The 24,113-nt window shown below is 55.9% G+C and carries 25 protein-coding genes and 2 pseudogenes; 14 read left to right on the top strand and 13 right to left on the bottom strand.

Annotation, left to right across the window (positions count from 1 at the left end):
- Positions 1 to 171: 171 nt before the first annotated feature.
- Positions 172 to 501, bottom strand: a complete 330-nt coding sequence (locus C7476_RS29530; RefSeq protein WP_210207808.1) for a PLP-dependent transferase — start codon at positions 499 to 501, stop codon at positions 172 to 174.
- Between the two features lie 214 nt (positions 502 to 715).
- On the opposite strand from C7476_RS29530, the gene C7476_RS21015 reads away from it, so the two are divergent.
- Positions 716 to 1,339, top strand: coding sequence for a DUF6766 family protein (locus tag C7476_RS21015; RefSeq protein ID WP_114431817.1), 624 nt, complete (start codon positions 716 to 718; stop codon positions 1,337 to 1,339).
- A gap of 234 nt (positions 1,340 to 1,573) precedes the next feature.
- On the opposite strand, the gene C7476_RS21010 is transcribed toward C7476_RS21015, so the two are convergent.
- The 5 genes from C7476_RS21010 to C7476_RS20990 all read right to left on the bottom strand — a co-directional run bounded on the left by C7476_RS21010 (position 1,574) and on the right by C7476_RS20990 (position 4,600).
- Complete coding sequence (locus C7476_RS21010) at positions 1,574 to 2,176, bottom strand: general stress protein (protein WP_114431816.1); 603 nt, start codon at positions 2,174 to 2,176, stop codon at positions 1,574 to 1,576.
- A gap of 572 nt (positions 2,177 to 2,748) precedes the next feature.
- A complete protein-coding gene (locus tag C7476_RS21005) occupies positions 2,749 to 3,225 on the bottom strand; it encodes a hypothetical protein (RefSeq protein WP_425374018.1) in 477 nt (158 codons plus the stop codon).
- Positions 3,226 to 3,275: 50 nt separating this feature from the next.
- Positions 3,276 to 3,758 carry a TspO/MBR family protein gene (locus C7476_RS21000; protein WP_114431814.1) on the bottom strand — a complete coding sequence of 161 codons (483 nt, stop codon included), beginning with the start codon at positions 3,756 to 3,758 and terminating at the stop codon, positions 3,276 to 3,278.
- A 66-nt stretch (positions 3,759 to 3,824) separates the two neighbouring features.
- Entirely contained in the window at positions 3,825 to 4,049 is a 225-nt protein-coding gene (locus C7476_RS20995; protein ID WP_114431813.1) for a DUF378 domain-containing protein, read from the bottom strand.
- Positions 4,050 to 4,117: 68 nt separating this feature from the next.
- Positions 4,118 to 4,600 carry a fasciclin domain-containing protein gene (locus C7476_RS20990; RefSeq protein WP_425374017.1) on the bottom strand — a complete coding sequence of 161 codons (483 nt, stop codon included), beginning with the start codon at positions 4,598 to 4,600 and terminating at the stop codon, positions 4,118 to 4,120.
- Between the two features lie 176 nt (positions 4,601 to 4,776).
- Between C7476_RS20990 and C7476_RS20985 the strand changes: the two genes are divergently transcribed.
- The 3 genes and pseudogenes from C7476_RS20985 (at position 4,777) to C7476_RS20975 (ending at position 6,065) form a co-directional block, all read left to right on the top strand.
- Complete coding sequence (locus C7476_RS20985) at positions 4,777 to 5,358, top strand: helix-turn-helix domain-containing protein (protein ID WP_114431811.1); 582 nt, start codon at positions 4,777 to 4,779, stop codon at positions 5,356 to 5,358.
- A 27-nt stretch (positions 5,359 to 5,385) separates the two neighbouring features.
- Positions 5,386 to 5,502, top strand: a pseudogene (locus C7476_RS29525) (IS630 family transposase); the annotation flags it as partial.
- Between the two features lie 326 nt (positions 5,503 to 5,828).
- A complete protein-coding gene (locus tag C7476_RS20975; protein ID WP_114431810.1) occupies positions 5,829 to 6,065 on the top strand; it encodes a DUF7662 domain-containing protein in 237 nt (78 codons plus the stop codon).
- Positions 6,066 to 6,583: 518 nt separating this feature from the next.
- Here C7476_RS20975 and katE read toward each other — a convergent pair.
- The 3 genes from katE to C7476_RS29520 all read right to left on the bottom strand — a co-directional run bounded on the left by katE (position 6,584) and on the right by C7476_RS29520 (position 9,663).
- The gene (gene katE / locus C7476_RS20965; RefSeq protein WP_114431808.1) at positions 6,584 to 8,695 is read right to left on the bottom strand and encodes a catalase; all 2,112 of its coding nucleotides are present in this window, start codon (positions 8,693 to 8,695) and stop codon (positions 6,584 to 6,586) included.
- Positions 8,696 to 8,742: 47 nt separating this feature from the next.
- Positions 8,743 to 9,237, bottom strand: coding sequence for a YciE/YciF ferroxidase family protein (locus tag C7476_RS20960; RefSeq protein ID WP_114431807.1), 495 nt, complete (start codon positions 9,235 to 9,237; stop codon positions 8,743 to 8,745).
- Positions 9,238 to 9,408: 171 nt separating this feature from the next.
- On the bottom strand, positions 9,409 to 9,663 hold the full coding sequence (locus tag C7476_RS29520; RefSeq protein WP_181872541.1) for a DUF982 domain-containing protein: 255 nt from the start codon (positions 9,661 to 9,663) through the stop codon (positions 9,409 to 9,411).
- A 215-nt stretch (positions 9,664 to 9,878) separates the two neighbouring features.
- Here C7476_RS29520 and C7476_RS20950 point away from each other — a divergent pair, with 215 nt between their 5' ends.
- Together C7476_RS20950 and C7476_RS20945 are read left to right on the top strand one after the other, a co-directional pair.
- On the top strand, positions 9,879 to 11,276 hold the full coding sequence (locus C7476_RS20950) for a cytochrome B6 (RefSeq protein ID WP_114431805.1): 1,398 nt from the start codon (positions 9,879 to 9,881) through the stop codon (positions 11,274 to 11,276).
- Positions 11,277 to 11,305: 29 nt separating this feature from the next.
- Positions 11,306 to 11,908 carry a DUF4142 domain-containing protein gene (locus C7476_RS20945; protein WP_114431804.1) on the top strand — a complete coding sequence of 201 codons (603 nt, stop codon included), beginning with the start codon at positions 11,306 to 11,308 and terminating at the stop codon, positions 11,906 to 11,908.
- A gap of 124 nt (positions 11,909 to 12,032) precedes the next feature.
- Here the strand turns inward: C7476_RS20945 and C7476_RS20940 are convergent, their stop codons facing one another.
- The gene (locus C7476_RS20940) at positions 12,033 to 13,094 is read right to left on the bottom strand and encodes a glycoside hydrolase family protein (RefSeq protein ID WP_147274697.1); all 1,062 of its coding nucleotides are present in this window, start codon (positions 13,092 to 13,094) and stop codon (positions 12,033 to 12,035) included.
- A gap of 340 nt (positions 13,095 to 13,434) precedes the next feature.
- Here C7476_RS20940 and C7476_RS20935 point away from each other — a divergent pair, with 340 nt between their 5' ends.
- Positions 13,435 to 14,370: an IS110 family RNA-guided transposase gene (locus C7476_RS20935; protein ID WP_114431802.1), complete on the top strand. Its 936-nt coding sequence runs from the start codon at positions 13,435 to 13,437 to the stop codon at positions 14,368 to 14,370.
- A 74-nt stretch (positions 14,371 to 14,444) separates the two neighbouring features.
- Here the strand turns inward: C7476_RS20935 and glf are convergent, their stop codons facing one another.
- Both glf and C7476_RS28285 read right to left on the bottom strand, forming a co-directional pair.
- A complete protein-coding gene (gene glf / locus C7476_RS20930) occupies positions 14,445 to 16,790 on the bottom strand; it encodes a UDP-galactopyranose mutase (RefSeq protein ID WP_425374016.1) in 2,346 nt (781 codons plus the stop codon).
- A 373-nt stretch (positions 16,791 to 17,163) separates the two neighbouring features.
- Positions 17,164 to 17,334: a hypothetical protein gene (locus C7476_RS28285; protein WP_181872540.1), complete on the bottom strand. Its 171-nt coding sequence runs from the start codon at positions 17,332 to 17,334 to the stop codon at positions 17,164 to 17,166.
- Positions 17,335 to 17,827: 493 nt separating this feature from the next.
- Here C7476_RS28285 and C7476_RS28535 point away from each other — a divergent pair.
- Positions 17,828 to 17,949: pseudogene (locus tag C7476_RS28535) on the top strand (cytochrome ubiquinol oxidase subunit I); the annotation flags it as partial.
- 211 nt (positions 17,950 to 18,160) lie between these two features.
- Here the strand turns inward: C7476_RS28535 and C7476_RS20925 are convergent.
- Positions 18,161 to 18,670 carry a ferritin-like domain-containing protein gene (locus C7476_RS20925; protein ID WP_114431801.1) on the bottom strand — a complete coding sequence of 170 codons (510 nt, stop codon included), beginning with the start codon at positions 18,668 to 18,670 and terminating at the stop codon, positions 18,161 to 18,163.
- Between the two features lie 430 nt (positions 18,671 to 19,100).
- Here C7476_RS20925 and C7476_RS20920 point away from each other — a divergent pair, with 430 nt between their 5' ends.
- The 6 genes from C7476_RS20920 to C7476_RS20895 all read left to right on the top strand — a co-directional run bounded on the left by C7476_RS20920 (position 19,101) and on the right by C7476_RS20895 (position 23,992).
- Complete coding sequence (locus tag C7476_RS20920; protein WP_114431800.1) at positions 19,101 to 19,334, top strand: hypothetical protein; 234 nt, start codon at positions 19,101 to 19,103, stop codon at positions 19,332 to 19,334.
- Between the two features lie 166 nt (positions 19,335 to 19,500).
- The gene (locus C7476_RS27880; protein ID WP_147274696.1) at positions 19,501 to 19,707 is read left to right on the top strand and encodes a hypothetical protein; all 207 of its coding nucleotides are present in this window, start codon (positions 19,501 to 19,503) and stop codon (positions 19,705 to 19,707) included.
- A gap of 296 nt (positions 19,708 to 20,003) precedes the next feature.
- The gene (locus C7476_RS20910) at positions 20,004 to 20,318 is read left to right on the top strand and encodes a co-chaperone GroES (RefSeq protein ID WP_114431798.1); all 315 of its coding nucleotides are present in this window, start codon (positions 20,004 to 20,006) and stop codon (positions 20,316 to 20,318) included.
- A 58-nt stretch (positions 20,319 to 20,376) separates the two neighbouring features.
- Complete coding sequence (gene groL, locus C7476_RS20905) at positions 20,377 to 22,005, top strand: chaperonin GroEL (RefSeq protein ID WP_114431797.1); 1,629 nt, start codon at positions 20,377 to 20,379, stop codon at positions 22,003 to 22,005.
- 184 nt (positions 22,006 to 22,189) lie between these two features.
- Positions 22,190 to 23,530 carry a Do family serine endopeptidase gene (locus C7476_RS20900; protein WP_114431796.1) on the top strand — a complete coding sequence of 447 codons (1,341 nt, stop codon included), beginning with the start codon at positions 22,190 to 22,192 and terminating at the stop codon, positions 23,528 to 23,530.
- Positions 23,531 to 23,680: 150 nt separating this feature from the next.
- Positions 23,681 to 23,992 carry a DUF982 domain-containing protein gene (locus C7476_RS20895; RefSeq protein ID WP_114431795.1) on the top strand — a complete coding sequence of 104 codons (312 nt, stop codon included), beginning with the start codon at positions 23,681 to 23,683 and terminating at the stop codon, positions 23,990 to 23,992.
- Positions 23,993 to 24,113: the final 121 nt, after the last annotated feature.

Below are 24,113 nucleotides of genomic sequence, written 5' to 3'. Positions count from 1 at the left end.
AACCAGCTCTAAACAGTGTTAGTCGATCGACGAAGTTGTCGACGTCGTGGGGGGCAAATATTTCCTCAAACACAATCGAGGACACTCGCCGACCCAGTGAAGTCCGTTTCCATGTCTCGTGACCTGGCGACGATGGCAGAGCCGGATGAAGCACGTTGAATGGCCGATTGTTCAGCAAGCCAACTCGCGTTGGCGGTACCGGTGCATGGCTGCCGGCCTTGTAGACGGCGAGGTAACCGAGGCGATTGCGTACTGCCCCCTGGGAGCACGAACGTGTGCACGAGCACCCTCCAGTTCAGCAATCCGTGCACCCAAATTCAGAACAGTAGGCGTTCCATAAAGTCCATAATTGTAACCGACCTCGATCTGACGCCAATCGTTGTGAGCAGTTCCCACCCTGTCAAAGACCACTGTCGACCCCGAATAGGTCGGAGTGGCAAGCGCCTGAAATTCGCCGACTGCTTTCTGTTGCGGGTTCAAGAGCCTGGTTCGCCAATGCATTCGGTATCCTCAGGAGATGATGCTGCTGTGAACCACTTGACCCATCCCAAATCATTTTTGGACCAGAAATGTTCCGAAGCGGAACGATGTTCCAAGTCCGCTGTTTCCTATGGCGCGCGCCAACTCGGTGAAGAGAAGGCTTATTCGTTTTCAACCCACGCTTCTAAATTTGCTGCCCGGCGAAAGTGTCCACCAAAAAAGAGAGCATTCTCCGATGCGTTTCCTCCGAGACAACGGTCTAACCATTGCCCTATTGCTCGCCTTCTTCGCAAGTATGACCGGTATGGCTTACTCAGGGTGGGGCCACGAAAATCATGAATTGACCAGGCATCATCTCCCTGCCATCGGATTTGTTGCATACATCACAAGCGAAAATTTCTTTTCGGCGTTATTTGAAAACTGGGAAAGTGAGTGGCTGCAGATGGCGACTTATGTGGTCCTCACCGCATATCTTTTTCAAAGAGGATCGTCGGAGTCGCACGACCCCGACGATAACTCCACGGGCTCCACGGACAAGGAGCCACCGCCGCGATCCCACAGCTGGATTTACGAGCATTCTCTCGGACTGGCGTTAGGTTTGCTTTTCGTTTTGTCGTTTCTGGGCCATTTCTTTGCGAGCCATTCTGCGTACAACTCCGATGCAGCCGCCCATGGTGAGACTGTGCAATCCGCGCTTGCTTATCTTGGCAATGCACGGTTCTGGTTTGAATCCTTCCAAAACTGGCAATCGGAATTTTTTTCGACGGCCACGCTCATCGTGTTCTCCATCTTTCTGCGCTATCGCGGATCGCCTGAATCAAAGCCGGTTGAAGCACCCGATAATCAGACCGGAAATTAACTTGGCCTTATAAAGATCTCGGCCGTCACGACCGAAAGGCAGCCGAAGAACCATTCGGCATATTGAGAATACGTCGCGCAAAGGGACATCGCCACACACCCTGGACGACAATCTCGACTAACTTTTTTCTTCTCGCTTCACAACGCGGGATCTAAACTCTCTGACGCGAAGGACGTTGTTTCGCGGCTGAAAATAACCACCCGGGAGCCTCGTCCCGAGTGGCCAAGCTGAGACTTATGGCATCATCTGACTGGTCTGACGCAAACGATCGCGTTCTTTTAGCACATCTTCTTCTGTGTATTCGGGCAAGGATGCATCGAACCTCTCCCACCCGGCTTCACGATACGAGGCGCGGCGTGCGTCAAGATCAACAGGTGCATGGTCCTTAATGATGGCCTGAGCAACTTCGGCCTCACTGTCTTCAACTCGTGCAGAAACCAGGGTGCTGCCACGGCGAACGCCCTCGGCATAAACGTGTGCGTCTTCTTCATCAACGCCCTCATCTGTCAGAGACCCTATAATGCCGCCTGCTGCGCCACCGGCGACTGCGCCAGCTACCGCACCTGCCGCGGTGGCGGCGAGCCAACCTGCGGCCACCACGGGACCGATACCCGGAATGGCGAGCAACCCGAGTCCGGCAAGGAGCCCTCCGGTGCCGCCAACCGCAGCACCGATTCCAGCACCGGCCGCAGCACCCTCCCCGGCCTTGCTCTCGCGCTCGTCGCCGTCGCGACCAACAATACTAATGCTGTCTGAAGAAATGCCGGCATCTTCGAGTGCGCGAACGACGGCGCGGGCATCGGCATGATTATCGTAAAGCCCTGTTACTGTTTGCATTTTCCATCTCCCTTAATTTTCTCACCCAACTATTTGGAAGTAGATAACCGTTTGCTCAGGTGAAGGTTCCAGCCAACCAGTACTGGAGCATTTGCCGTTGTCCGAGGAACGGCGGACTGCATTGGGGCGCCCTTTGGCTAAACTCTTAATCGAATGGACAAAAAGGACGCCGCGGAGAAAGGGGAAAGATAGTCTTCGCGACACCATAAATCGAACGACTACGCATCTCATATTGAATTGGTCGCTCCTACCTTAACGGTGGAACTGGTCCTGGCTCAGGATTGGGATAGGCGGATCGTCCGGCAGGGGCGGGCTCGGTTCTGGCTCTGCGGTAGGTATTGGATCACCCATATCAATGTCTCCTCGTGATGGATTCTAACTGCTACGCCACTGGATTGTCCGCTCGATAGACGCTCTGTGAACGATACCTCGAAACTCCTGGGAGGGAGGGCGGTTGCTTGAGCCGATGCCAGTTAAATGATTGCGAACAAATGGGACAGCGCCATGCCAATAATGCCGTCCCAGGCCCGGCGGACGACATGGAAACCTTGATGCGGAGAGTGACGCTCCCATTACAGTATCCGGCTGTCATAGGCCCAGTGAAGCAGCGCCTGCCGCTGGCGCCGGCGGCACCAAGGGTCGCAGGGCTCGCAATGGTGCCTGATCTGGGCGATGTGTCGCCGCATGGCCTTCCAGCGGACGACTTGACGCTCGTCCTCGCCGGGCATCCTGCGGCCGAGGAAATAGCGGCAATACCACTGAAACCAGCCTCGCGGATCGTCCGGATGGATCCATCCCCTTGCTCGCCAGACGCTGAGCGGCTGACTGGCGTCAACACCGAAGTAGTTGAGCAAGGGATCGCGCGCAGCCGGCGCCAGGCGAGCTTCCTCGAACCAACTTTCAGGGAATTCGTGCCGGCAGTCGGTCATGTATTTGCCTGCGAAGACCCCAAGCGTCAGCAGGTCCGGCGGCGTAAGGCCCGGCCGGAATTCCGCATGGAACTTGCCTCCCATGGGTGCCGTAAGGGCGTAGCGGTAGCCCTGCTGCATGCGGTCGTTCACCTCGATCCATCTGACGCCCAATGAATGCACTCCCCCTCCTAAACACGCACCGGCGATGGGTTACGCCGCCAGATCGCGAAGTTGAGCACCGAGGCGAAGCTTACCCATGCCAGATAGGGCAGGAGCAGCACTGCTGCCCCAGCGCTGATCGGGTAGAACAGCAAGATGGTCGCCGCGATCGAGAGCCAGACCAGAATGATCTCGAAGAAGGCCAGGTCCGCCCGATGAAGACCAAAGAAGATCGGCGACCAAGCTGCGTTCAGCATCAGTTGAAGCGTGTAGACGGTGAGTGGCAAAGCGGCGTCGGACAATCCGCCTTCGCGCCAGACCAGCCATCCGGACAGGGCGATTGTCGCGTAAATAAGCGCCCACACGGGCGCGAAGAGCCGATCCGGCGGGCGCCACGCCGGCTTATCCAACCGCTTATACCATTCTCCCGGACGAAAGATCGCGCCGGTGGCACCGGCGCCGAACGTGGCTAGCGCGAAACCCAGAAGCATGAGGAGGGAAATCATATCCATTGGAACCGTATCGCAGTACGATGTCGAGAGGCCGCTCGTCATATCGAGCGGTCTCTCGTTTCAGATCTACCGGCCACGTTGCGCAGCAGCTTCCCCCGCGCCGATTGCGGAGACCAACGGCATGAGCTGCCATGCCGCCGACAGCCCGACCAGCGTGTAGACGATGCGGGCAAGAGCCGAACCGGCCCCAAAGATTGCGGCGACCAGGTCGAAGCCGAACAGGCCAACAAGGCCCCAGTTGAGACCGCCGACAATTACGAGGGCGAGCGTCAGAATATTCAAGAACTTCATGTCATTCTCCATGGTTGTCTGTCGGGTGAGCGATGGCGCCTCTGGCCGGGCGCCAAGGGAAAAGGCGATCAGCGCTTCGGCGGCAGGATCACCCGGTCGATGACGTGAATGACGCCGTTGGAAGCAGCGATGTCGGTCCCGGTGACGTTCGCGTCATTGACCTTGACCGAACTGCCTTCCACCTCGACGTCGATCATCTTGCCGTTGACCGCTTTCGCTTCGTCGACGCCGACGACGTCGGCGGCCATCACCTTTCCGCGAATGACGTGGTAGGTGAGGATATCGATGAGCTGCTCCTTGTTCTCGGGCTTCAGCAAATCCTCCACCGTGCCGGCGGGCAGCTTGGCAAAGGCGGCATCGGTCGGCGCAAAAACGGTGAAAGGTCCGGGTTCCTTCAGGGTGGATACGAGCCCGGCAGCATCGAGCGCCGTGGCAAGCGTCCTGAACTGGCCCGCCTCCACTGCCGTATCGACGATGTCCTTTTCGGCAGCTTGCGCCTGGAAGCCGACGGCTGCAATGGCAGCCACAGCGGCTGCCAATACGCGGTTCATCCTCATGGTCATGCTCCTCTGTTTAACAAAAACGCGCCTCAAGCCGAGACGAATGAACTATCATGCGAGGAAAAAGTCTTTTCTCGCCAGTAATTTTTTCGTGACGGGAATATATTTTCTATTGACACGAAAATTCGGCGTGAGATCTTGTCGCCCCACGAAAAGGAGTTGATAAAATGCTGTCCGACACGCTCGCTAGCGAACTCGAGCGCTACAGGATTGGGCCGCGCATAAAGACGCTGCGGCTTAAGAAGAAGATGGGCTTGGTGCAACTTGGCGCCCATACGGACCTGTCGCCCGGCATGCTGTCGAAGATCGAGCGCGGTCAGCTGTTTCCGACCTTGCCCACCCTGTTGCGGATCGCGATGGTCTTCGGCGTCGATCTCGATTACTTCTTCAACAAGGAAGGGCCGCTGGTTGCCGTGACCAGAAGGGATGAGCGTCTGCGGCTTCCAAGCCCGCCAGACGAGGCGACCCCCTTCTATCTTTTCGAAAGCTTGAACTATCCGATCGCCGAACGCCGCATGGACGCCTACTTCGCGGAGTTTCCCGCCAACACGCAGTCTTCGCAACCGCACCGGCATGGCAGCGCGGAGTTCATCTACGTCATCAGCGGCAGGCTGACCGTGAATGTCGACGGCGAAGAGACATCCCTGAACGAAGGGGATGCCATGCATTTCGATTCAAGTCTGCCGCACAGCTATCGCCGGGAGGGCGAGAGCGCCTGCACGGCAATCGTGGTGACGATCCCTGAATAGACCATCTTATTCCGGCGCCTGAAGACAGTCTCGCCTCCCGCCCATGCCATTGTCCTGTCCGTCGACGAAAAGAGCCAGATCCAGGCTCTGGACCGGACACAGCCGGGACTCCCGTTAAATAAGGGCCGCGCATCAAAGAGCACAACCAAGAACCGCGTCCATTCGTCTGGAAGGCAGATCCCGACGAAATCATTGCCGCCGTCACACGTGGGCACCAAGTGTTGGAATCAATCCACTAGCGTATATTCTAATGGCTGAAGCCTGTAAGCCGGGGAGCACGACGATTGTTTCGCGTCAGGCTCGGCCGCCCATCGACATTCATACTTCAAACTGCGAACTGGTCGCGCAATAAACCAGGGAGCCCCTCTAAATTCGAGGTACCCGAGTTAATCCACGTCTGCATCTCTATTGGGTAGTTGCGTCCTGCCAGATTGTGTCGCATATCGACGGGCTTTGAGGGGATGCCGAATATGACCAAATACGCGGGCCTCACCGACTATCTTAAACGTAGGACGGAAGGTGAACTTACTCTGACATTCGATGAGATTGCTGCCATCATCAACGGATACCTTCCGAAATCGGCAGAGCAGTCCCAATATTGGGAAGACGCGGCGAAGATGTGCGCGGGGCACAAAGCATCACAAAGAGCTGGTTATAAGACATATCTCGTACATGGGAACGACAAGGTGCGCTTCATTCGCAGTTAAGTTTTTTGCGAGCGCCCATGAGGGTCGACAAAAAACATACTTGTCTCTGTCGAGAGCATATCGCCGTCCAATTCTTCCGGGTAGCAGTCATGAGTGTGGTGTTAGGAGAGCAAAGTTCTGTACTGAGGTGCGAAAGTTCCGCTCTCCTGCCAGCAAAACGTTGGGAGAGCCCTAAATGGATTGCACGGCTGATCCGGGCGGGCAATTGGAGATCAACGTGCAAAAAACGAAGAAGCTCGGCAAACACTTTGTGTTGGGCCAGACATATCGTGGACGAAACCACGGTTTGGCACTTGAGGACACAAAAGCAGTTCTGCAGGCTGGTCGAAGGGGGATCGCTGACGTCGGGAACGACCAAGCGCCGGCCGCGTTAGGCGGGTTCGCTCGAGTCTAAAGGACTTGACGCCAGCCATGACGAAATCGGTGCCTCATAGAAGATGGCGGCCGATTTCTCAGCCCCCATATGGCTTCTCGTCGTGGGACCAAGAAGAAGGGCCCGATCGACGGGGGCCCTTTCCTCATTTCATTTTGACGTTAGGCTCACGCGACCAAATTCGCAAATTTCCGAGAAGCTCGATAAACGTAGCAACATCCTTTGGCCCGGCAAGCAGGATAACCCCATCATCGAGGCCTTTGGAAATGCCCGCCTTTTCAAATAACGGCAGGGCAGCTGCGGTGTACCCGATGTACTTGCAGTGAGCAAAAGCGTCCGCCACAAAATCCCGTGCCGTCGACTCTTTCAGCAGGTCTATCATGCCGCTTTCCGAGGGTAGAACGGCAACTGCATCATAAAGCACAGAAGGACCACCATCGATCATCTGGTGCCCTTCGATGAACGAGCCGTCTGACGCTTGAGCACCGCCGACCGTCGGGGTAATAATCTCGAAAATCGCTTCTTCTGCGAGCAAGGCCTTTTGAAGTGCCATGACCAGTTTGGCATCAAACCCATCCGTCAACAAAATGCCAAGCTTCCTGCCCTCAAAGCGCTGCGGACCTTTCTTGATTATGCTGAGTGCGGGTGATGGAGCAAGGTCATGCCTTGCAGAAACAGCGGCGTCAGCCGGCGACGGCAAGACTTTCAGGCCCAGACCGCGCGCAACTTTCGCCGCCAAGGTATCGTCAATGTTCAAAAGATGCGAAACCATGCGTTCGCGAATTACCGGCGTTTTGACTTTACTCAGCTCAAACGTCAGTGCTGCGGCGATATGCTTTTGTTCCGGCAACGTCTGGGAGATGTAAAACTGGCGGGCCTGGCTGTAATGATCTGCAAAGGATTCAGCCCGCAGCCGAACTTTTTGACCAGATTCTGCATCGGCAAATGCTCGGAAGCCCTGGTCCGGCGATTCCCTCGGTCCTTCTCCCCATGAATTGGGCTGGTAGTTCACCCGGCCGATAGGGTTGCGCATGGCCATATGTCCATCCTGCTGGAAATTGGCGAAGGGGCATTTGGGCGCATTGATGGGGATATGGGTGAAATTCGGCCCTCCGAGCCGTTTCAGCTGCGTGTCGAGATACGAGAAATTACGGCCCTGAAGCAGCGGGTCGTTGGAAAAATCGATGCCCGGCGGCACGTTCTGGGTCATGAACGCGACCTGCTCCGTCTCGGCGAAGAAATTGTCAGGCATGCGGTCGAGGACAAGCCGTCCGACAGGGATCGGCGGCAAGATTTCTTCGGGGATGATCTTTGTTGCGTCCAGGATGTCGAAGTCGAAATTGTCGGCAAATTCTTGATCGAACAATTGGACCTGCAACTCCCATTCGGGAAATGCGCCGGATTTGATCGAGTCCCACAGGTCGCGGCGATGGAAATCCGGATCAGCGCCATTGATCTTGACCGCTTCGTTCCACACGACTGACTGGAGTCCGAGTTTGGGCTTCCAGTGGAATTTTACAAAAGTGGATTGATCCTGTTCATTGACGAAGCGAAACGTGTGAACGCCGAAACCTTCCATGAAGCGAAACGAGCGCGGGATTGCCCGATCCGACATGACCCACATGATCATGTGCATGCTTTCCGGGGTCAGGCTGATGAAGTCCCAAAAGTTGTCATGTGCCGATTGCGCCTGCGGAAAAGCCCGGTCCGGCTCCTGTTTGACAGCATGGATTATGTCTGGAAACTTTATGGCGTCCTGAATGAAGAACACCGGGATATTGTTGCCGACGAGGTCCCAGTTCCCCTCCTGAGTGTAGAGCTTGACAGCGAATCCTCTGACGTCGCGTGCCAGATCGAACGATCCTTTGTTTCCGGCAACTGTTGAAAACCGCACAAATGCCGGGGTGCGCTGACCCGCTTTTTGGAACAGGTCGGCCCTCGTATATTTGGCCAGGGATTCGTATGTCTCGAAAAAGCCATGGGCTCCGTAGCCGCGGGCATGCACCACCCGTTCCGGAATTCTTTCGTGGTCGAAGTGGAATATCTTTTCGCGGAAATGGAAATCTTCAAGAACCGTGGGCCCCCTTTCGCCGATCTTCAACGAGTTTTGATCATCGGCAACGGGCCCGCCCTGAGCGGTCGTTAATATCGGTGTGGTGCCTTCAGCAACCTGATGCAGTTCGCCACCATTGCCGCGGCGCAACTTCTGATCGTGCATTGTTGCTTCATCAGCAAGTTTTCTTGGTGTTTTAGACATGGTCTGGTCCTCTAAGGAAGCGTGCATATACGGGTGATCCAAGCGGGTTATCTCTTCTTGTTCTTAGCCCCTCCAGCGGAATCGGAGATGCCGTCGAGATCAGCATCGGTCTGCATTTCTTCCTGCAAGGTGGCATCGAGCAAGCCGACGGCGTCAGTTAGCCCCAGCGACGTTGCCAGCTTCTTGAGTGCTCTGTATTTGACGATCTCGTAATGCTCGACCGCCTGGGCACCGGCGATCAGACCAAGGTCAAGTGCCGGACTATCCGCGTACTCCGCGATGATTTGCTCACCCTCTTCGATGATGGCATCTATGGCGGGGCACGTCTTGCCCTTTGCCGGTTTCCCCAAGGCATCGAACACTTGTTCCAAACGTTGAATGTGTGTCTTAGTCTGTTCGAGATGCTTTTCGAAAGCGCCCTTTAGACTTGCCGCCTTCGCAACCGCCGTCATTTTTGGCAAAGCGGCAACGATCTTGTTCTCACCGTAGTAAATATCTTTCAGACCGTCATAGAAGAGGTCTTCAACAGTTCTGATCTGCATGAGGATGCTCCTTGTCAAAAGTGCAACCTTAACTTGCCGCCGCCGAAGATGTTCCCCTGTCGTCCTGATTTAGCGTGATTTTCAAGTGATGAGCTCCCCGGGCCGCTTAATTGCGGTAAGATGAATCTGGCCGGGACAGAGTTTGCCCGTTCAGCTCGCGGCGGATGTCATCTAATGTAGCAGTATCATTGCCTCTTGAGCCGCAGCACAGAATGCGGCGCGCGAATGTTCGAGCATTGAAGGCCGTTCAAGTGACGCATAACAAATAGCCATGGCATCTTCGTACTCCCGCCCACCTTTGTCGGGCCAGTGGTTAAGCATCCAGAACAATGCTTCCAGAGGGCCGTCAATATTGCAGCCAACGCCGCCCGACGTGCGAACAGTTACTGGGATTTGCCAGAATAAATTATTCGCTTTGTTGACCAATGTCGTCGCCGCCCTGTGCCATCCTTTCCTCCTTGTGGGTGGCCACTCCAACCACCGGCGCCTTACTTTGTTCCGTGGATGATACAACGGCGGCAGAAAGCAATCTCAGCTGCAGACGAGGTTTTCCCACCTCCAGCGGCAAGTGCCGCAACTGGGGAACCAATCCTGTCCTTGCAAGTTCGGTACGTTGTTCACGAGCGTTCCGGAGATGGGCCATGTCACCATTAAGATTGCTTGCTCTTGCCTGTGTTATAAGTGCGAGCGCGGCAAGCCTTGCTGCGTTTTCGGATCCCCTGCCCCCGGATTTGACCTACCGTCCGCTACCGACGCAGCCTCTCTCAAGTGTCAGGGCCAATGACGAGGCGCAGAAACCAAAAGTCATGCAACGCCAGCAAAGCCTGCTCAACAAGCGGTATGACCTCGTGAATAAACCCATGCCTGACATCAGCATGTCCGGTGGCCTCAAAAAAGTGCAGGAGGGTGTGCGGGTCAAGCTTTCCGACGGGATGACCTGGGAGGCTTTGGCAAAATTGAGCCCGGACGAGATCCGCGAGAAAAACCTGCTTCCCGAGGGCTTCAGGCCTTTGCCACATGTGAAGCAGGCAACTGGCGGACAGGTCTTCCCGCAAAAGGAAATTGACGAGATCGGCAAACAGGAAAGCCGCGACCTCAAACGCTTTGATGTCGATTTTGATCTTCCCGATCATTTGACGCCAGAGTTTCCCCCTCCGATTTTTTTGACCACTCATCCCGAACTGGGCGACGTGTCGCGGGGAGAACTTCTGACGATCAAAAATTTCCATGAATATATGAACGGCATCATTACGCCGGTCCAGATGGAGGGGCTAAGACTTCTCCTGACACCATTTCCCCAAGAGGAATTCAACCAGACAGAAGACCGCAAGGTTGCGCAGCAGAGCATGGGCGTTGCCTGCCTCGACTGTCACTCCAATTTTCACACCAACGGAGCCTTCCACCTCACACCGGATGTCCGGCCGCAAGCCTCACGTTTCCGCCTCGACAGCACCAGCCTGCGCGGCATGTTCAACCAACAAATCCATGGATCGAAACGCTCGCTGCGTTCAATCGAGGATTTCACCGAATTCGAACAGCGCACGGCTTATTTTAATGGCGACCATGTCAGCGCCACCCGCAAGGGGGTCAACCTGCCCGACAGACCCAATCAAGTTGCCATGATGGCACAAATGCAGAATATCATTGATTTCCCCCCCGCGCCCAAACTCGATCCGATGGGTAAACTCGACCCCGCGAAAGCGAGCGAGCAGGAATTGGCGGGCGAGCGTGTCTTCATGGGCAAGGGCCGCTGCGGCGAATGCCACCTGCCGCAAACCGCATTCCTCGACAACAATATGCATGATCTTAAGCTCGAACGTTTTTATAACATCGGTTACACCGCCAATGATCAGGTCGCCATTCCGGACGGTCCGATCAAGACATTTACCTTACGTGGCATCAAGGATTCGCCGCCCTATCTGCACGATGGACGCCTGCTCACCTTGGCCGACACGGTGGAATACTTCAATCTTGTCCTCGGTGTGAAGCTGACCCAGGACGAGAAGGATTCACTGGTTGCCTACATGCTGACGCTCTGATTGCTACCGACACTATAAGGAGACGTGATATGCGCGATTTTCTGCCGATTGTTCTTATGACGATCATTACCACGCCGGCAGTCGCCCAGATGGGCAATCCCGCGGGGTTTGCACCGGACACACGGATGCAGGAACCGGGCGTACCCGCAGCGCATCAAACGAACAATCAGGATCGGCTTTTCGCTCAGCTTGCGGCGGCGGGTGGACTGGCCGAAATTGATCTCGGAAAGCTTGCCGCAACAAAGGCAGCCGATGCCAGCGTTCGGGAATTCGCTCAGGCAATGGTTCATGATCATTCCGATGCCAACGCCAAATTGAAGGCGTTGGCCGATGCGGCCAAGATATCTTTGCCCGAGACGTTGGACGCCGACCATAAGGCACTAAGGCAGAAGCTGGACGCGGCCAAGGGACGAGCATTTGACGTTGCCTATATCCGTTCGCAGATCATCGATCACCAAAAAACCGCGCAATTGCTGGCATGGGAGATCGGGTCCGGCGAGGACGCGCAATTGCAACAATATTCGGCAGCAAGCTTGCCGACTGTTATGAAACATCTGCGGATGGCGCAAAATATCGCGTCCGCGCTCACTGGACAAGCGTCCCGCGAAATCGTTGCTGCAAAGCATAATTGACGGTATCAAATGTTTTTCAGCGATCCTTGCCCGAGCCCATCGGGTTTCATGGAATAATGTTGCCAGTGTTTTCTCTGACCTGCTGGCCGGCGAACGCCGCCATTCTCTCTTTGTTCCCATCGCATTATTTCGTTCGGGCGATCAAAACGGGATGACGTTCATCGCGATCATCGCCAATGTCTCTGATACCGAACAGACGCTTTTGACGTCTCAACTCCTGCGCGAGGGGAACATGCTCCCCGCGGCGGCCTTCATCCGGAACTGCTGACAGAAGACCGTTTCGGCACAGGCGATTATCATCCCAGCCGAGGTGTTCAAGGATCGGATAAAGGCAAATACCTTCCAGAGGCACACCAGCTGACATAGCAATGCGGGCTTCCGAGCAGACATAACGCAACCACGCCGGACGCGCTTCGTCCTCGATGCCGGTTTCTGCGATAAAAATCGGCTTTCCATACCGAGTGAATGTATCCATCAACATTGCGCTCAAGGGTCTGTATCGTGGGTCATCCGAGGTGAGAGGATCGCCTTCGAAAACCCACTGATTGTGGCGATAGTAATTCACCCCAATAATATCGAGAAGGTTTTGCTGGCCGCCAAGTTGGGGCCAAGAGGTCCCACATATCATGTCCCAGGCTTCGAACTGTGCCCGACGGTGGCCTTCGGCAGCATCGCGTTGCCATGGCCGAGCGGGATCCACCACAACGTTGATGATTGGATCGCAATGGACAAAACGGGCGCGCGGATCAACGTCGAGAATGGCATGCATGGCCGCAATCGACGATCGCACCAGTTGGACCTTCAGTTCAAAACCTCGGCCGTGGGCAAAAGGATTTAAATAGCCAACGTCGCCGCCGCCCCACGCCATGAAGGAAATTTCGTTTATCGGAGCGTAAAAAGGGATGTCGTCACTATGCTCTTTGACTGTTCTGGCAGCCGCAGCGGCGAAAGAGGCAAACCGGGTAACGAATTCCGGTGTCCAGATATCGAGGCCGCAGGGCCAACCGTAATGCAACAAGTCCCAAATGACCTGGGTTCCAGTCTCCCGGGCGGCTTGCAGCATCGGGACGAAACTATCCCAGTGGTAGTTCCCGGTACCACGGTCGATCAAGTGCCAGCGAATACCATCGCGAACCGTCGATATGGAATGCTCGCTCAATTGCGAATAATCGGCTGCTGTAGACATATCGTGTTTCGTTGAGGCGATTATGTCGAGGCGGCGTCCAGAGGCCAATTGATGGGTGGAGCATTCAAACCCGCCTTGAAAGAAGGACTGGAATAGACCTGCTGCCGCCATCATATCCGCTGCTGCATGAGGCTCGGGTATTGGCAAGAAACAATCCCCTTGTAACTTTGATTTGCCGTTTTGTGCCAGATTGGCGCTTGCGGAGGCAGGCGAGAGTCCGCAATCCCCTTGGGCGCATAAGCCCGCAAGAGAGCATGGACCTTTGCCTGCCGTTTCATCGAACCCGAACAGTCGCTTGGGCCGCCACGAACGAAGCCCGATTGTGCAAGGATGGGACAGGATGAACGCGAAAATCATTGGTATCGATGTATCGAAGGATCGTCTGGACGTGCATATACGCCCGACTGGTGAAGCTTTTGCCGTTGCCCGCAACGCGGAAGGGCTCTCCGAACTGGCAGCAAAGTTGAAAAGCCTTTGCGTCGCTCTGATTGCGCTTGAAGCCACGGGTGGTTTTGAAACGGTCGTCGCCGCCAGCCTGACGGCGCAAGGCTTGCCTGTGGTTGTCGTCAATCCGGCCCAGGTGCGTTCGTTTGCCAATGCGCTTGGCAAACGGGCCAAGACCGACCCCGTCGATGCCATGGTGATTGCGCATTTCGCCGAGGCAACGCAGCCGGATGTGCGCCCTATGCCGGATGAAACCACGCAATTGCTGGCCGATATGGTGGCAAGACGCCGCCAGATCGTCGCCATGATCGGTGCCGAACGGCAAAGGGAAAAACGCGTGCCGGCGAGCATTGCCAAAAGCATCCGCCGCTTGCTCAAGGCCCTGGAGAAGGAACTGAACAGCGTGGATGCGGATATTGACGGGGCCGTGCGCGGCTCCCCGGCATGGCGGTTGCAGGAGGATCTGCTGCAATCGGTTCCAGGCGTCGGGCCGGTGATTTCGCGCACCCTGCTGGCCGAGTTGCCCGAACTTGGCAGGCTTTCCGGCAAGCAGATCGCCGCGCTCGCCGGGCTGGCCCCCTTCACTCGCCAATCGGGAAAGTGGCGCGGCAAAAGCTTCATCGGCGGTGGAAGAGCCGCGGTCCGGGCTTGCCTGTTTGTCGGGGCCATGGTTGCCAAAAAGCATAATCCGGTGCTCAAGGCATTCTTCGACAAGCTCGTCAAAGCGGGAAAGCCCAAGCTCGTCGCCATCGTCGCCGTTGCCCGTAAACTCATCACCATCCTCAACGCAATCATCAGGGATAACCAACCATGGAACGAAAAAAAAGCTTGACCGGCAAGACAGTCGCTCTCCCAAGCGACAATGCGAGCTACTCAGCGCCTGGAGAATAAGTTTGAGATGCTTGCTCATGATCGCGAAGCCAACTTTTCACCACTCGTCAAGGTACGCAAGCGCCTATAGGCAGCCAAGGCCTGGCCGACAACCTGATCCATATTGTAGTATTTATATGTGGCCAGACGGCCGACGAAAGTGACATTACGACTTGCCTTGGCAAGTTGCTCGTACCGCTTGAAAAGAGCCTGATTTTCCGCACGTGGGATCGGATAGTACGGGTCTCCCTGTGCGCAAGCAAATTCATAGCTCACGCTGGTTTTCGGGTGAACCTGCCCGGTGAGGTGTTTATACTCTGTAATGCGGGTATAAGGAATTTCTTCTGATGGATAGTTTATCACGCCCACAGGTTGGACGCGTCGTCTATCGTGCGTTTCATGCTTAAACTGCAAGCTTCGATAGGGCAGCGCTCCAAACCTATGACCGTAATATTCATCGATTGGCCCGGTAAAAATCGTATGAGCTGCCTCATAGTCCTTGCGCACATCAGAAAAATCTGCTTCCAGCAGGATATCTATATTGTCATGGTCAAGCATATTCTCAAACATGTGAGAATAGCCATTTAGGGGCATGGCCTGGATACTGTCCTGAAAATAGCGATCGTCCGTGTTTGTGCGAGTGGGAATCCGGGCAGTGACGGACTTATCGAGCTCGGAGGGGTCGAGGCCCCATTGCTTGCGTGTGTAACCCTCGAAAAAAGTGCGGTAAAGATCACGACCGACGGCCGCGACAACCACATCCTTTGAAGAAACGATCGCCTCTAAGTTTTCCGCACGGCTGGTCAGAAAAGCCGCGGCTTGTCCGTCATTTCGAAGGTCGAGCCCATAAAGTCCGTTGAGCGTTGTGCGATTGATTGGGATCGGCAGCAGCGCTCCCGCCACACCAGCCAGGACGCGGTGTTCGTAAGCCCGCCAAGCGGTGAACCTGGATAGATAAGAAAAAATTGCGTCGCTGTTCGTATGAAAGATGTGCGGACCGTATTTGTGGACAAGGATGCCACTCGCATCGTGGAAATCGTAAGCATTGCCGCCTACGTGGGGGCGACGATCGCACAGGAGCACGCGTTTACCACCATCGGAGGCCAGTCGCTCCGCCAGCACTGAGCCGGCAAAGCCAGCGCCGACGATGAGATAATCATACCTCTGGCCTGTGTGAGTTTGCCGACGGAGTGGTGGATGCGAAAGATTTCGTGCAGATTCCGCTCTGCGAACCATCGCAGCGTCGAGATGGCCGTTCATACGGTTGAAGGTTTCATCCCAAGTGCAGGACGCGAGGATTTCATCAACGCCTGCCAACCAAGAACCATCCGATTTTTTGAGTGAAAGCGCCCTCTCACAGAGCTCGATAAATTCCTGACTATCGTCGGCGATGAATACCCCTTTGACTCCGCCATAATGACGAACCACGTCCTTAACTGGCGTCGAGACTACGGGTCGCCCCGAGGCAAGGTACTCAGGCGTTTTTGTTGGGCTTATAAAACGCGTCGCGTCGTTCAATGCAAAAGGCATAATCGCCACGTCCCACCCGGCGAGATGGGCGGGAAGGTCCGCATAGGGGACCTGGCCGACGTAGTGGATATTGGGGGCACGCGGCAGATCACTTAGGGAGATTTTCACAACTGGCCCAATCAATACAATAGACCATTCCGGCCGAGCCGCCGCCGTCGCCGCGATCAACGCCAAATCCAGGCGTTCGTCGATAACTCCATAGTAGCCCAATGTAGGACGGCCTATGGTTGTCGCGCCAACAGGTTCACAAAGTCCGCTGCGGGCAATGCGAAAGTGCTCGATGTCAACGCCCGAAGGAAAAGGATGGATGTTATCGTGAAGCAGCCGCTTTGCTTCGAACAAACTGTATCCACCTGTGAATACGACATCTGCCCTTCTTATTAATTCAGTTTCCAATGAATCAAGACGCGCCGGCGCGCCTAGAAAATTCGCCAATTCGTCCATGCAGTCATAAATCACGAGTTCAGCGTCGATCCCCCCTGCGAAATCGTACATCATCGGCGTGTAAAACCAGAAGGTTGGCTTTCGGCCCCCGCTCAAGTCAATCAATTGACGCACCAGGTCCTTCAACGCATCCCGGGTGCGGGTATCGGAAAAGCTGTGGGGAATGCGGGGGCGGATGCATTTGACACCGGACCCCTTAAACGCGTGGAATTCGAGGTAGGCCGCGTGGTGATCGGTACGAATCATTTCTTCAAAGAAGAATACGCGCCTATTGATTGCAAACCGCTCCATGAGATGCTGGGGGCGCTGATAGACAAAATCCCATCTGAGGTGAGAAAAACATATAAGTGGGCCGTGCTCGTCGACGTTGTTGTGCTGAAATATCGTGGAGTTTTCGCGTATGTTCATCAGGACTCCTAATGGTAGGTTTGTCCTTCGAACCGCTGGCTGCCAACTAGGTTCCTTAAACACGGCTAAGTGTGCGATACCGCACAATAATTTTGCCCTCACGATTTGGATATGGTGTCGAGCCGCGTTCCATCTGGCCCGTGATGCGGCCGACGAGCCGAGCGGACAATGGAAAGCTTGTTCCTGCTTGCGATCCGATCAGTTCGAAACCGCTGAAGACGCCACCCGATTGGCGCGCTATCTCGCGCTCTAATGGGCCCGTTTTTGCTCGAAGTCGCGAGCACGATCGCGATGGAAGAGGCACCGTTTAAGTAAACCAGGATATGACCAAACCCGGTAAGGCTAAGGCTTGGCGACGTGCCTAGGCCAACAATCATTTTTTTGTCTGGTTGGTTTCCGCCTCATCCAAGCGCCGCAGCAATTCCACGAAAGTCGCATCATTTGGTAGAGGAAGGTGACGCGAGCGAAGCGCATCTCCATATTCCGGCCGTCTAAGTTGCCAGTGCACTACATTATTACGCTTTGGCTTTTCATCGTCGCTCATACTGTTCGTCGATTAGGAGCTTAACAAGTGCTACATCCATTGTTCCGAAACTGCTCTCACGCGTTGGAGAACAATTGCGAGGTCACCAGAGATCAAATTGGCTGCCGGTGCTTGAGAGCGACGCACTCCCGCCCGTTTCGGCAACTGAATCTTTCTGATAGGAGAACGCTATTTCTAAGAAATGCCCGTCATGACCAGCCATCCGGGCGGATGCGCGTTGTCACATCTACGCTCCCAGCCCGAGAGCGATTTTAACGGATTGGCCAAGTCTCAACTGCCGCCAACACGCTTTGCAATCCTGCCTTGAAGGGGAATCCTTTCATCCGGTGCCGCACGGTTTGGACTTATCGAGGCGGCCAAGGAAGAAGCTGGCAAATTACATTGATAAGCCTGAAAAGGCACACCCACTGGGACGGTTTGTAAACGGCTGCATCGCCTTAGCCGCTGGCATTCGCGATCGGGACGGATTGATACAAACACAGGGACGAATTCCATGCTCGGATTCTCTGCGCTAGAGCTGGCCCGAATTCAGTTTGGTTTTACGATTTCCTTTCACATTATTTTTCCTGCAATCACGATCGTCTTGCGAGCTACCTCGCCGTTCTTGAAGGTCTGGGGCACGCGGTAGTCGGAGGCTGTTCGGCAGATTGGTTAGCCCCGCAACGCACGAGACCTACGTCGGAATTTCCTTTTGTTTCACGTCAGAAAAAGAATGTTCCGAAACGGCTGTTCGATTGGTCGTAACCCATCAAATTACGTTGGTCGGTTTCCCAACGTTCAAAGTCGAGGGTCCAAGCAATTGCAAAGTCGTTGCGTTTGCCTCCCGCTAGCGTTTGGCTGACTCTGCGTCAGTTGCCGAACGCTGCAGGAATGTACGTATCACGTCTCCAGCATGATCTGCGAGCCAGCTAGCCATGGCCTCCTCTTCTGCTAAAATTTCTTCACACACGCGCTCGGTCTCGGAGTCGCCGACGACGTTGGCAGCTTCCATCAGCATTTTATAGCTTGCGATCTCCATATGCTCAAATGTGTAGTTGGCAAGCGAGCATTTCACCACTTCGTCGCTGACAAAAATTCCACTGAGCGATTGCCCAAGTGCCGTGAGCTTCGCGCCAGCATCTTTAAGTCCAGAAGTGTCCGTGTTGCGCCGTTCAAGGCAAGCCCGAATCAATTCCGCGTGTCGTTCGGTCTCGCGGATATGCTGCGAAATGCGTTGGCGCAGATCGGGATAGCTGTTCAGCCGGCTCTCTTGGCCTTTCAGCATGGTGAGCGCTTGTTGTTCCATCGCATGAGCGTCCCGAAGCCAGTCGTTCAATGTAGTATCGGCGGTGGCCATCTTTAGTTCCTCCTGGTAATTTTTGCCCTCCCAACAACCTTGCGAGCGAATCGTTCCAGCACCGCGTCGCTTGAACGAATTTCTCCCAACTTTTTCGATTTTTGGACAGATCCGCGGGATTGGCAGGCGCGGAGCTTTAGACTCTGGGTGCAATCCCGGCGTGTTGGAGGCGGGCAAGTGAACCGGGGCAAGACGATCGTTGATGCGGGCTATCGTAACTTAAGCGCACGGTCGGTATGGACCCGCAGTCCGGCAGCAACGGCAAGTTGCTTTTTTCACCGCCGATTTTCCGTCGGGGTTTGCATCTCCTCGTCTTTCGCCTTTGCGCATTGATCACGAGAGATTGCGTTCATACGTGATCGTCAGCTCCTCGTCGGTAAAGCCGGCGACGGCAAGCATGATGCGATAGAGTAACCGGGGAGAAGGAACGATGGTTATGACGCGTAAGGACGTGACTTCGGTGCTAGGTCCGGCAGACGAGATGACAATTGCGGAAATCATTTCGACGGGGGCATCGCTTGATGAATTGCGACAAGCCCTGATATGGCTGAACAACGACGAAGTGTTGATGGGAGAAAGTCGCCCTCTCCCTGGAAGCCGGATCGCGGCCCTGATCGATCTTCTTGAGGCTGAGGAAATAAGCGAGATCCCACCGGTTGAATGAACGGCGCCGCCTGCGGTCTCGTGTGTTGGCAGCACGCAATGGTGTTGGGGTCATTGATCACCGCATCGAACTAAGCGAAGACAGCGGTCCCGGAATCGATGTGCGCCGGACGCTACATGCTGCTTGCAAGAGGGTGTTGCACCATATCTCGTGGGAGATGCGGCCATTGGATGACAGAGGCAAACTAGAGCAACAGGTGGCGGCTGACATGGAAGCATTGCCGAAAGGCTGTGGACGTATCGACGTCGAGGCCGTCGCTAGGTTCTATGCTGGACGGTTTGTCCGCATTCCGTTCAATGACATTGTTGCGACGATTGTCAAAGAAGCCGAAAGACGCGGCCTCCCGTACGGCCATATAGGTCAAAAGATCTGAAGAGGCCTCATCTTTTCGGCGTGATAAACGTCAGGCGACGGTTCGTTCTCAGGCCCAATTCGATCACAATCCCACAGCCCGGCAATCGCGGAAGAAAGGATTCGTTGTATGAATCCATGGCATTAGCACTCTATAGGGGCGAGTGCTAAATTTTTTTCATCACCCTCTTGAAATGCTAAATGTGTGAAACCAATTCGTTGTGCGCGCGATGCCTTCAAAGGATCGCGCGATCCGCGCCGGTCCGGATGCGGCGCGGAGGAACTTCAAAAATTTGTTTGTCTTAAGAGGAGAACGACATGACGTTCCGTCCATTGCATGACCGTATTCTGGTGCGCCGGATCGAGGCTGACGAAAAAACAGCCGGCGGCATCATCATCCCCGATACCGCCAAGGAAAAGCCGCAGGAGGGCGAGGTCATTGCCACCGGGCCCGGCGCGCGCGACGAAAGCGGCCAATTGCAGCCGCTCGACGTCAAGGTTGGCGACCGCATTTTGTTCGGCAAATGGTCCGGCACCGAGATCAGGCTCAAGAGCGAGGAGCTCCTGATCATGAAGGAATCCGATGTCATGGGGGTAATTGAGGCCGAGAACGTGGCGAAAAGGGCAGCCTGACGATGCCGATTTAAAACACGAACAATGCAACGCCGCCGATCTGAAGGAGTAGAAAAAAATGGCTGCGAAAGAAGTGAAATTCCATGCCGACGCCCGCGAAAAGATGCTGCGCGGCGTCGATATTCTCGCAAACGCGGTGAAAGTCACACTCGGTCCCAAGGGCCGCAATGTCGTCATCGATAAATCGTTCGGCGCACCACGCATAACCAAGGACGGTGTCACCGTTGCCAAGGAAATCGAGCTTGAAGACAAGTTCGAGAACATGGGCGCGCAGATGGTGCGGGAAGTGGCCTCCAAGACCAGCGATATCGCCGGCGACGGCACCACGACGGCGACGGTACTTGCCCAGGCGATCGTCAAGGAAGGTGCCAAGGCTGTCGCTTCGGGCATGAACCCGATGGACCTGAAGCGCGGTATCGACAAGGCAGTTGAAGCGGTCGTCGAGGAACTGAAGAACAATGCACGCAAGGTGACGCAGAACGGCGAGATCGCCCAGGTTGGTACCATTTCTGCCAATGGCGATGCCGAGATCGGACGCTTCCTCGCCGAAGCAATGGAGAAGGTCGGCAATGAAGGCGTCATCACCGTGGAAGAGGCCAAGACGGCCGAGACCGAGCTCGAAGTGGTGGAAGGCATGCAGTTCGATCGCGGTTATCTTTCCCCTTACTTTGTGACCAACCAGGAAAAGATGCGCGTCGAGTTCGAAGAGCCCTATGTGCTCATCCACGAAAAGAAGCTCTCTAACCTGCAGGCGTTACTCCCGGTGCTCGAAGCCGTGGTGCAGTCGGGCAAGCCCTTGCTCATCATCGCTGAGGACGTTGAAGGCGAGGCGCTCGCGACGCTGGTCGTCAACAAACTGCGCGGCGGTTTGAGGGTCGCAGCCGTCAAGGCGCCCGGTTTCGGCGACCGCCGCAAGGCGATGCTGGAAGACATAGCCATTCTCACCGGTGGCACAGCTGTCTCGGAAGACCTCGGCATCAAGCTCGAAAATGTCGCGCTTGCGATGCTCGGCCGTGCCAAGAAAGTGGTGATCGAGAAAGAGACCACCACGATCGTCGACGGCGCTGGTTCGAAGAACGAGATTGACGGCCGCATCGCCCAGATCAAGATGCAGATCGAGGAAACAACTTCGGATTACGACCGCGAAAAACTGCAGGAACGCCTGGCGAAGCTTGCTGGCGGCGTTGCTGTCATTCGCGTCGGCGGCTCGACCGAGGTCGAGGTCAAGGAGCGCAAGGACCGGGTCGACGACGCCATGCACGCAACCCGGGCTGCCGTCGAGGAAGGTGTGTTGCCGGGCGGCGGCGTGGCCCTGCTGCGCGCAGCCAAAGCGCTCGACAAGCTGGTGACCGACAACACCGACCAGAGAACCGGGATAGAGATTGTGCGCCGCGCCATCGAGGCGCCGGTGCGCCAGATCGCCGAGAACGCGGGTGCCGAAGGATCCATCATCGTCGGCAAGCTGCGTGAGAACAGCGAATTCGGCTTCGGCTGGAACGCCCAGACCAACGAGTTCGGTGATCTCTACAGCCAGGGTGTGATCGACCCGGCCAAAGTGGTGCGCACCGCCCTGCAGGACGCGGCTTCGGTTGCCGGCCTGCTGGTGACCACCGAGGCGATGGTTGCCGAGAAGCCGAAGAAGGAGGCCGCTGTACCTGCCATGCCGGCAGGCGGCATGGACTTCTGATGCGCAAGGCTGTGCCCGTGCCCGGGGGGGCACAGCCGCTTGTCGCGAGCTGACGCCAGGAACGCTGTTGGGCGCTGCGAACATTCAACCGATGTAGCGGAGCCCATTGACGCAAGGGAATCGAGCCCGCTTCACCCGATGGCCAGCGGGCCCAGGAGGAGGATTGAAAAGATTGGAGGGCAATATGAAGACGCGTTCATCCGGATGTCTTTGCGCCGCACTTGTTCTCATACTGTGTCCTGAACCGTTGTCTGTGGCTAGTGCACAGCCACAACAGCTTGCCATTGGTGCGGTCACGCGCCCGCTCGCCGATGTGCTGGAGGAGGTGACGCCCGCTGTCGTCAACATCGCGGTCAAATCTGCCTCGCCCTCTGAAACCAATCCTCTCTACAATGATCCGTTCTTCCGGCGCTATTTCGATCTGCCGGAAACGCAGCAGAAAATGAGCGCCGGGTCCGGCGTTATCGTCGATGCCGGCAAAGGCTATATCCTCACCAATCACCATGTTGTGGCCGAGGCGGGTGAAATCTCGGTAACCCTGAAGGATCGCCGCCGCTTTGTTGCCGCGCTCGTCGGCAGCGACAAGGCAACCGATATCGCGCTCGTCAAGATCAAAGCTCCACAATTGCAGGCCTTGCCGTTTGGCGACTCCGATGCGCTTCGGGTTGGTGACACGGTCGTGGCGATCGGCAATCCATTCGGCCTCGGCCAGACGGTAACCTCGGGCATTGTCAGTGCGCTCGGCCGCAGCGGCATCAATATCGAAGGCTATGAAGACTTCATCCAGACCGATGCCTCAATCAATCCCGGCAATTCCGGCGGCGCCCTGGTGACGGCAGACGGCAAGTTGGTCGGTATCAACACGGCGATTATCGCCCCGGCCGGCGGCAATGTCGGTATCGGGTTTGCGGTGCCGATCGCCATGGCGTCCACCGTGATGCAGCAGCTCATCGAACATGGCGAGGTGCGCCGTGGCCGTATTGGCGTCGTTATTCAGGATGTGACCCCCGATCTGGCGCAGGCGCTCGGTCTTACCGAAAGTTCCGGCGTGGTGGTCAGCAGCGTCGAACAAGGTTCTCCCGCCGCAGGCGCCGGCCTTCAGGCTGGAGATGTCATCATGAGCGTCGATAAACATCGCATCTCCAGCTCGGCTGACCTGCGCAACCGGGTCGGACTCGCCCCGGCCGGCTCGGAAATTGAAATCGACTATATGCGCAACGGAACGCGCAAATCCGTCACTATACGCATCGAAGTTGCCGGCGCGATCGATGAAACCGAAGCGCAGGTCGATCGCCTCGAGGGCGCGGAGTTTCGGGATGCGGGAGGTACCGTTGTCGTCAAACATATCGGGGAAGGCAGCACTGCGGCGCGGTCAGGCTTGCGCGTCGGCGATGTAATTGTCGCCGTCAACCGCCGCCCGGTCTCGTCGCTTTCAGATCTGACGACGGCATTGCGAGATGCAACGCGCACAATTGCGCTCGATCTCATTCGCGGCGGGACGAAGCTTTTTCTCGTGATCCGCTAGGACACCGTGTCGATTGTAAGAAAAGCAACTGGGAGAAAACGATGAGGAAAGCAGATCGAAGGAGAGGAGCCGCCGGACGACGATCACAGCGGCGATTGCGCGCACCATCAACACCAGCTGGTCAACTATAGACGAAGCAAGGAGGAGCCTATGCAATACAATATGTTCAACACCCCCGTCACGATCATTGTCGGACTTGGTTTTCCAACCGAGGTCAGGACGGTAGCAGAAGCCTATGCATTGCTTAACGAATGGCCTCTGTCAAAAAAGGATCCGGCTCATGCGATGGCGCTCAAGGCGTGCAAGGCAGCGCTATGCGGTGATGTAGAAGCGGAGACCGCCCGAGGCTTGTTGGTTGCTTTTGCTCGCAAGCACGATGCCTTGGCGCCTGACTTCGCACACGTCCCTGGTCCAGCTGAGTTGACGCCAGCACCAGTCGTGAATGACAGGAGGCCGATATAATGGATTTACAAATGACCGAGCTGATTGCCTTTATCGCCGCATTGATCATGGTCGGCCAATGCTTTTCGCAAAGGTGGCACTGAGCGCTGCGCTGTCGCCGACGAAGCGCGTGAAAACTGCA

The organism is Phyllobacterium bourgognense (assembly GCF_003337575.1).
Classification (GTDB): Bacteria; Pseudomonadota; Alphaproteobacteria; order Rhizobiales; family Rhizobiaceae; genus Phyllobacterium; species Phyllobacterium bourgognense.
The sequence above is the reverse complement of the archived record's forward strand: the minus strand, read 5'-3'. Positions and strand labels throughout refer to the sequence as shown.

Coding starts and splice junctions, on each gene's coding strand:
- glf (WP_425374016.1), bottom strand. CDS start 16,790: ATGAACATACGCGAAAACTCCACGATATTTCAGCACAACAACGTCGAC.
- C7476_RS21015 (WP_114431817.1), top strand. CDS start 716: ATGCGTTTCCTCCGAGACAACGGTCTAACCATTGCCCTATTGCTCGCC.
- C7476_RS20910 (WP_114431798.1), top strand. CDS start 20,004: ATGACGTTCCGTCCATTGCATGACCGTATTCTGGTGCGCCGGATCGAG.
- C7476_RS28285 (WP_181872540.1), bottom strand. CDS start 17,334: ATGAGCGACGATGAAAAGCCAAAGCGTAATAATGTAGTGCACTGGCAA.
- C7476_RS20975 (WP_114431810.1), top strand. CDS start 5,829: ATGACCAAATACGCGGGCCTCACCGACTATCTTAAACGTAGGACGGAA.
- C7476_RS20950 (WP_114431805.1), top strand. CDS start 9,879: ATGTCACCATTAAGATTGCTTGCTCTTGCCTGTGTTATAAGTGCGAGC.
- C7476_RS20920 (WP_114431800.1), top strand. CDS start 19,101: ATGGTTATGACGCGTAAGGACGTGACTTCGGTGCTAGGTCCGGCAGAC.
- C7476_RS20895 (WP_114431795.1), top strand. CDS start 23,681: ATGCAATACAATATGTTCAACACCCCCGTCACGATCATTGTCGGACTT.
- C7476_RS20960 (WP_114431807.1), bottom strand. CDS start 9,237: ATGCAGATCAGAACTGTTGAAGACCTCTTCTATGACGGTCTGAAAGAT.
- C7476_RS29530 (WP_210207808.1), bottom strand. CDS start 501: ATGCATTGGCGAACCAGGCTCTTGAACCCGCAACAGAAAGCAGTCGGC.
- C7476_RS21000 (WP_114431814.1), bottom strand. CDS start 3,758: ATGGATATGATTTCCCTCCTCATGCTTCTGGGTTTCGCGCTAGCCACG.
- groL (WP_114431797.1), top strand. CDS start 20,377: ATGGCTGCGAAAGAAGTGAAATTCCATGCCGACGCCCGCGAAAAGATG.
- C7476_RS21010 (WP_114431816.1), bottom strand. CDS start 2,176: ATGCAAACAGTAACAGGGCTTTACGATAATCATGCCGATGCCCGCGCC.
- C7476_RS21005 (WP_425374018.1), bottom strand. CDS start 3,225: ATGCAGCAGGGCTACCGCTACGCCCTTACGGCACCCATGGGAGGCAAG.
- C7476_RS20940 (WP_147274697.1), bottom strand. CDS start 13,094: ATGTCTACAGCAGCCGATTATTCGCAATTGAGCGAGCATTCCATATCG.
- C7476_RS20900 (WP_114431796.1), top strand. CDS start 22,190: ATGAAGACGCGTTCATCCGGATGTCTTTGCGCCGCACTTGTTCTCATA.
- C7476_RS20925 (WP_114431801.1), bottom strand. CDS start 18,670: ATGGCCACCGCCGATACTACATTGAACGACTGGCTTCGGGACGCTCAT.
- C7476_RS20990 (WP_425374017.1), bottom strand. CDS start 4,600: ATGAACCGCGTATTGGCAGCCGCTGTGGCTGCCATTGCAGCCGTCGGC.
- C7476_RS20935 (WP_114431802.1), top strand. CDS start 13,435: ATGAACGCGAAAATCATTGGTATCGATGTATCGAAGGATCGTCTGGAC.
- C7476_RS20945 (WP_114431804.1), top strand. CDS start 11,306: ATGCGCGATTTTCTGCCGATTGTTCTTATGACGATCATTACCACGCCG.
- C7476_RS20985 (WP_114431811.1), top strand. CDS start 4,777: ATGCTGTCCGACACGCTCGCTAGCGAACTCGAGCGCTACAGGATTGGG.
- C7476_RS20995 (WP_114431813.1), bottom strand. CDS start 4,049: ATGAAGTTCTTGAATATTCTGACGCTCGCCCTCGTAATTGTCGGCGGT.
- katE (WP_114431808.1), bottom strand. CDS start 8,695: ATGTCTAAAACACCAAGAAAACTTGCTGATGAAGCAACAATGCACGAT.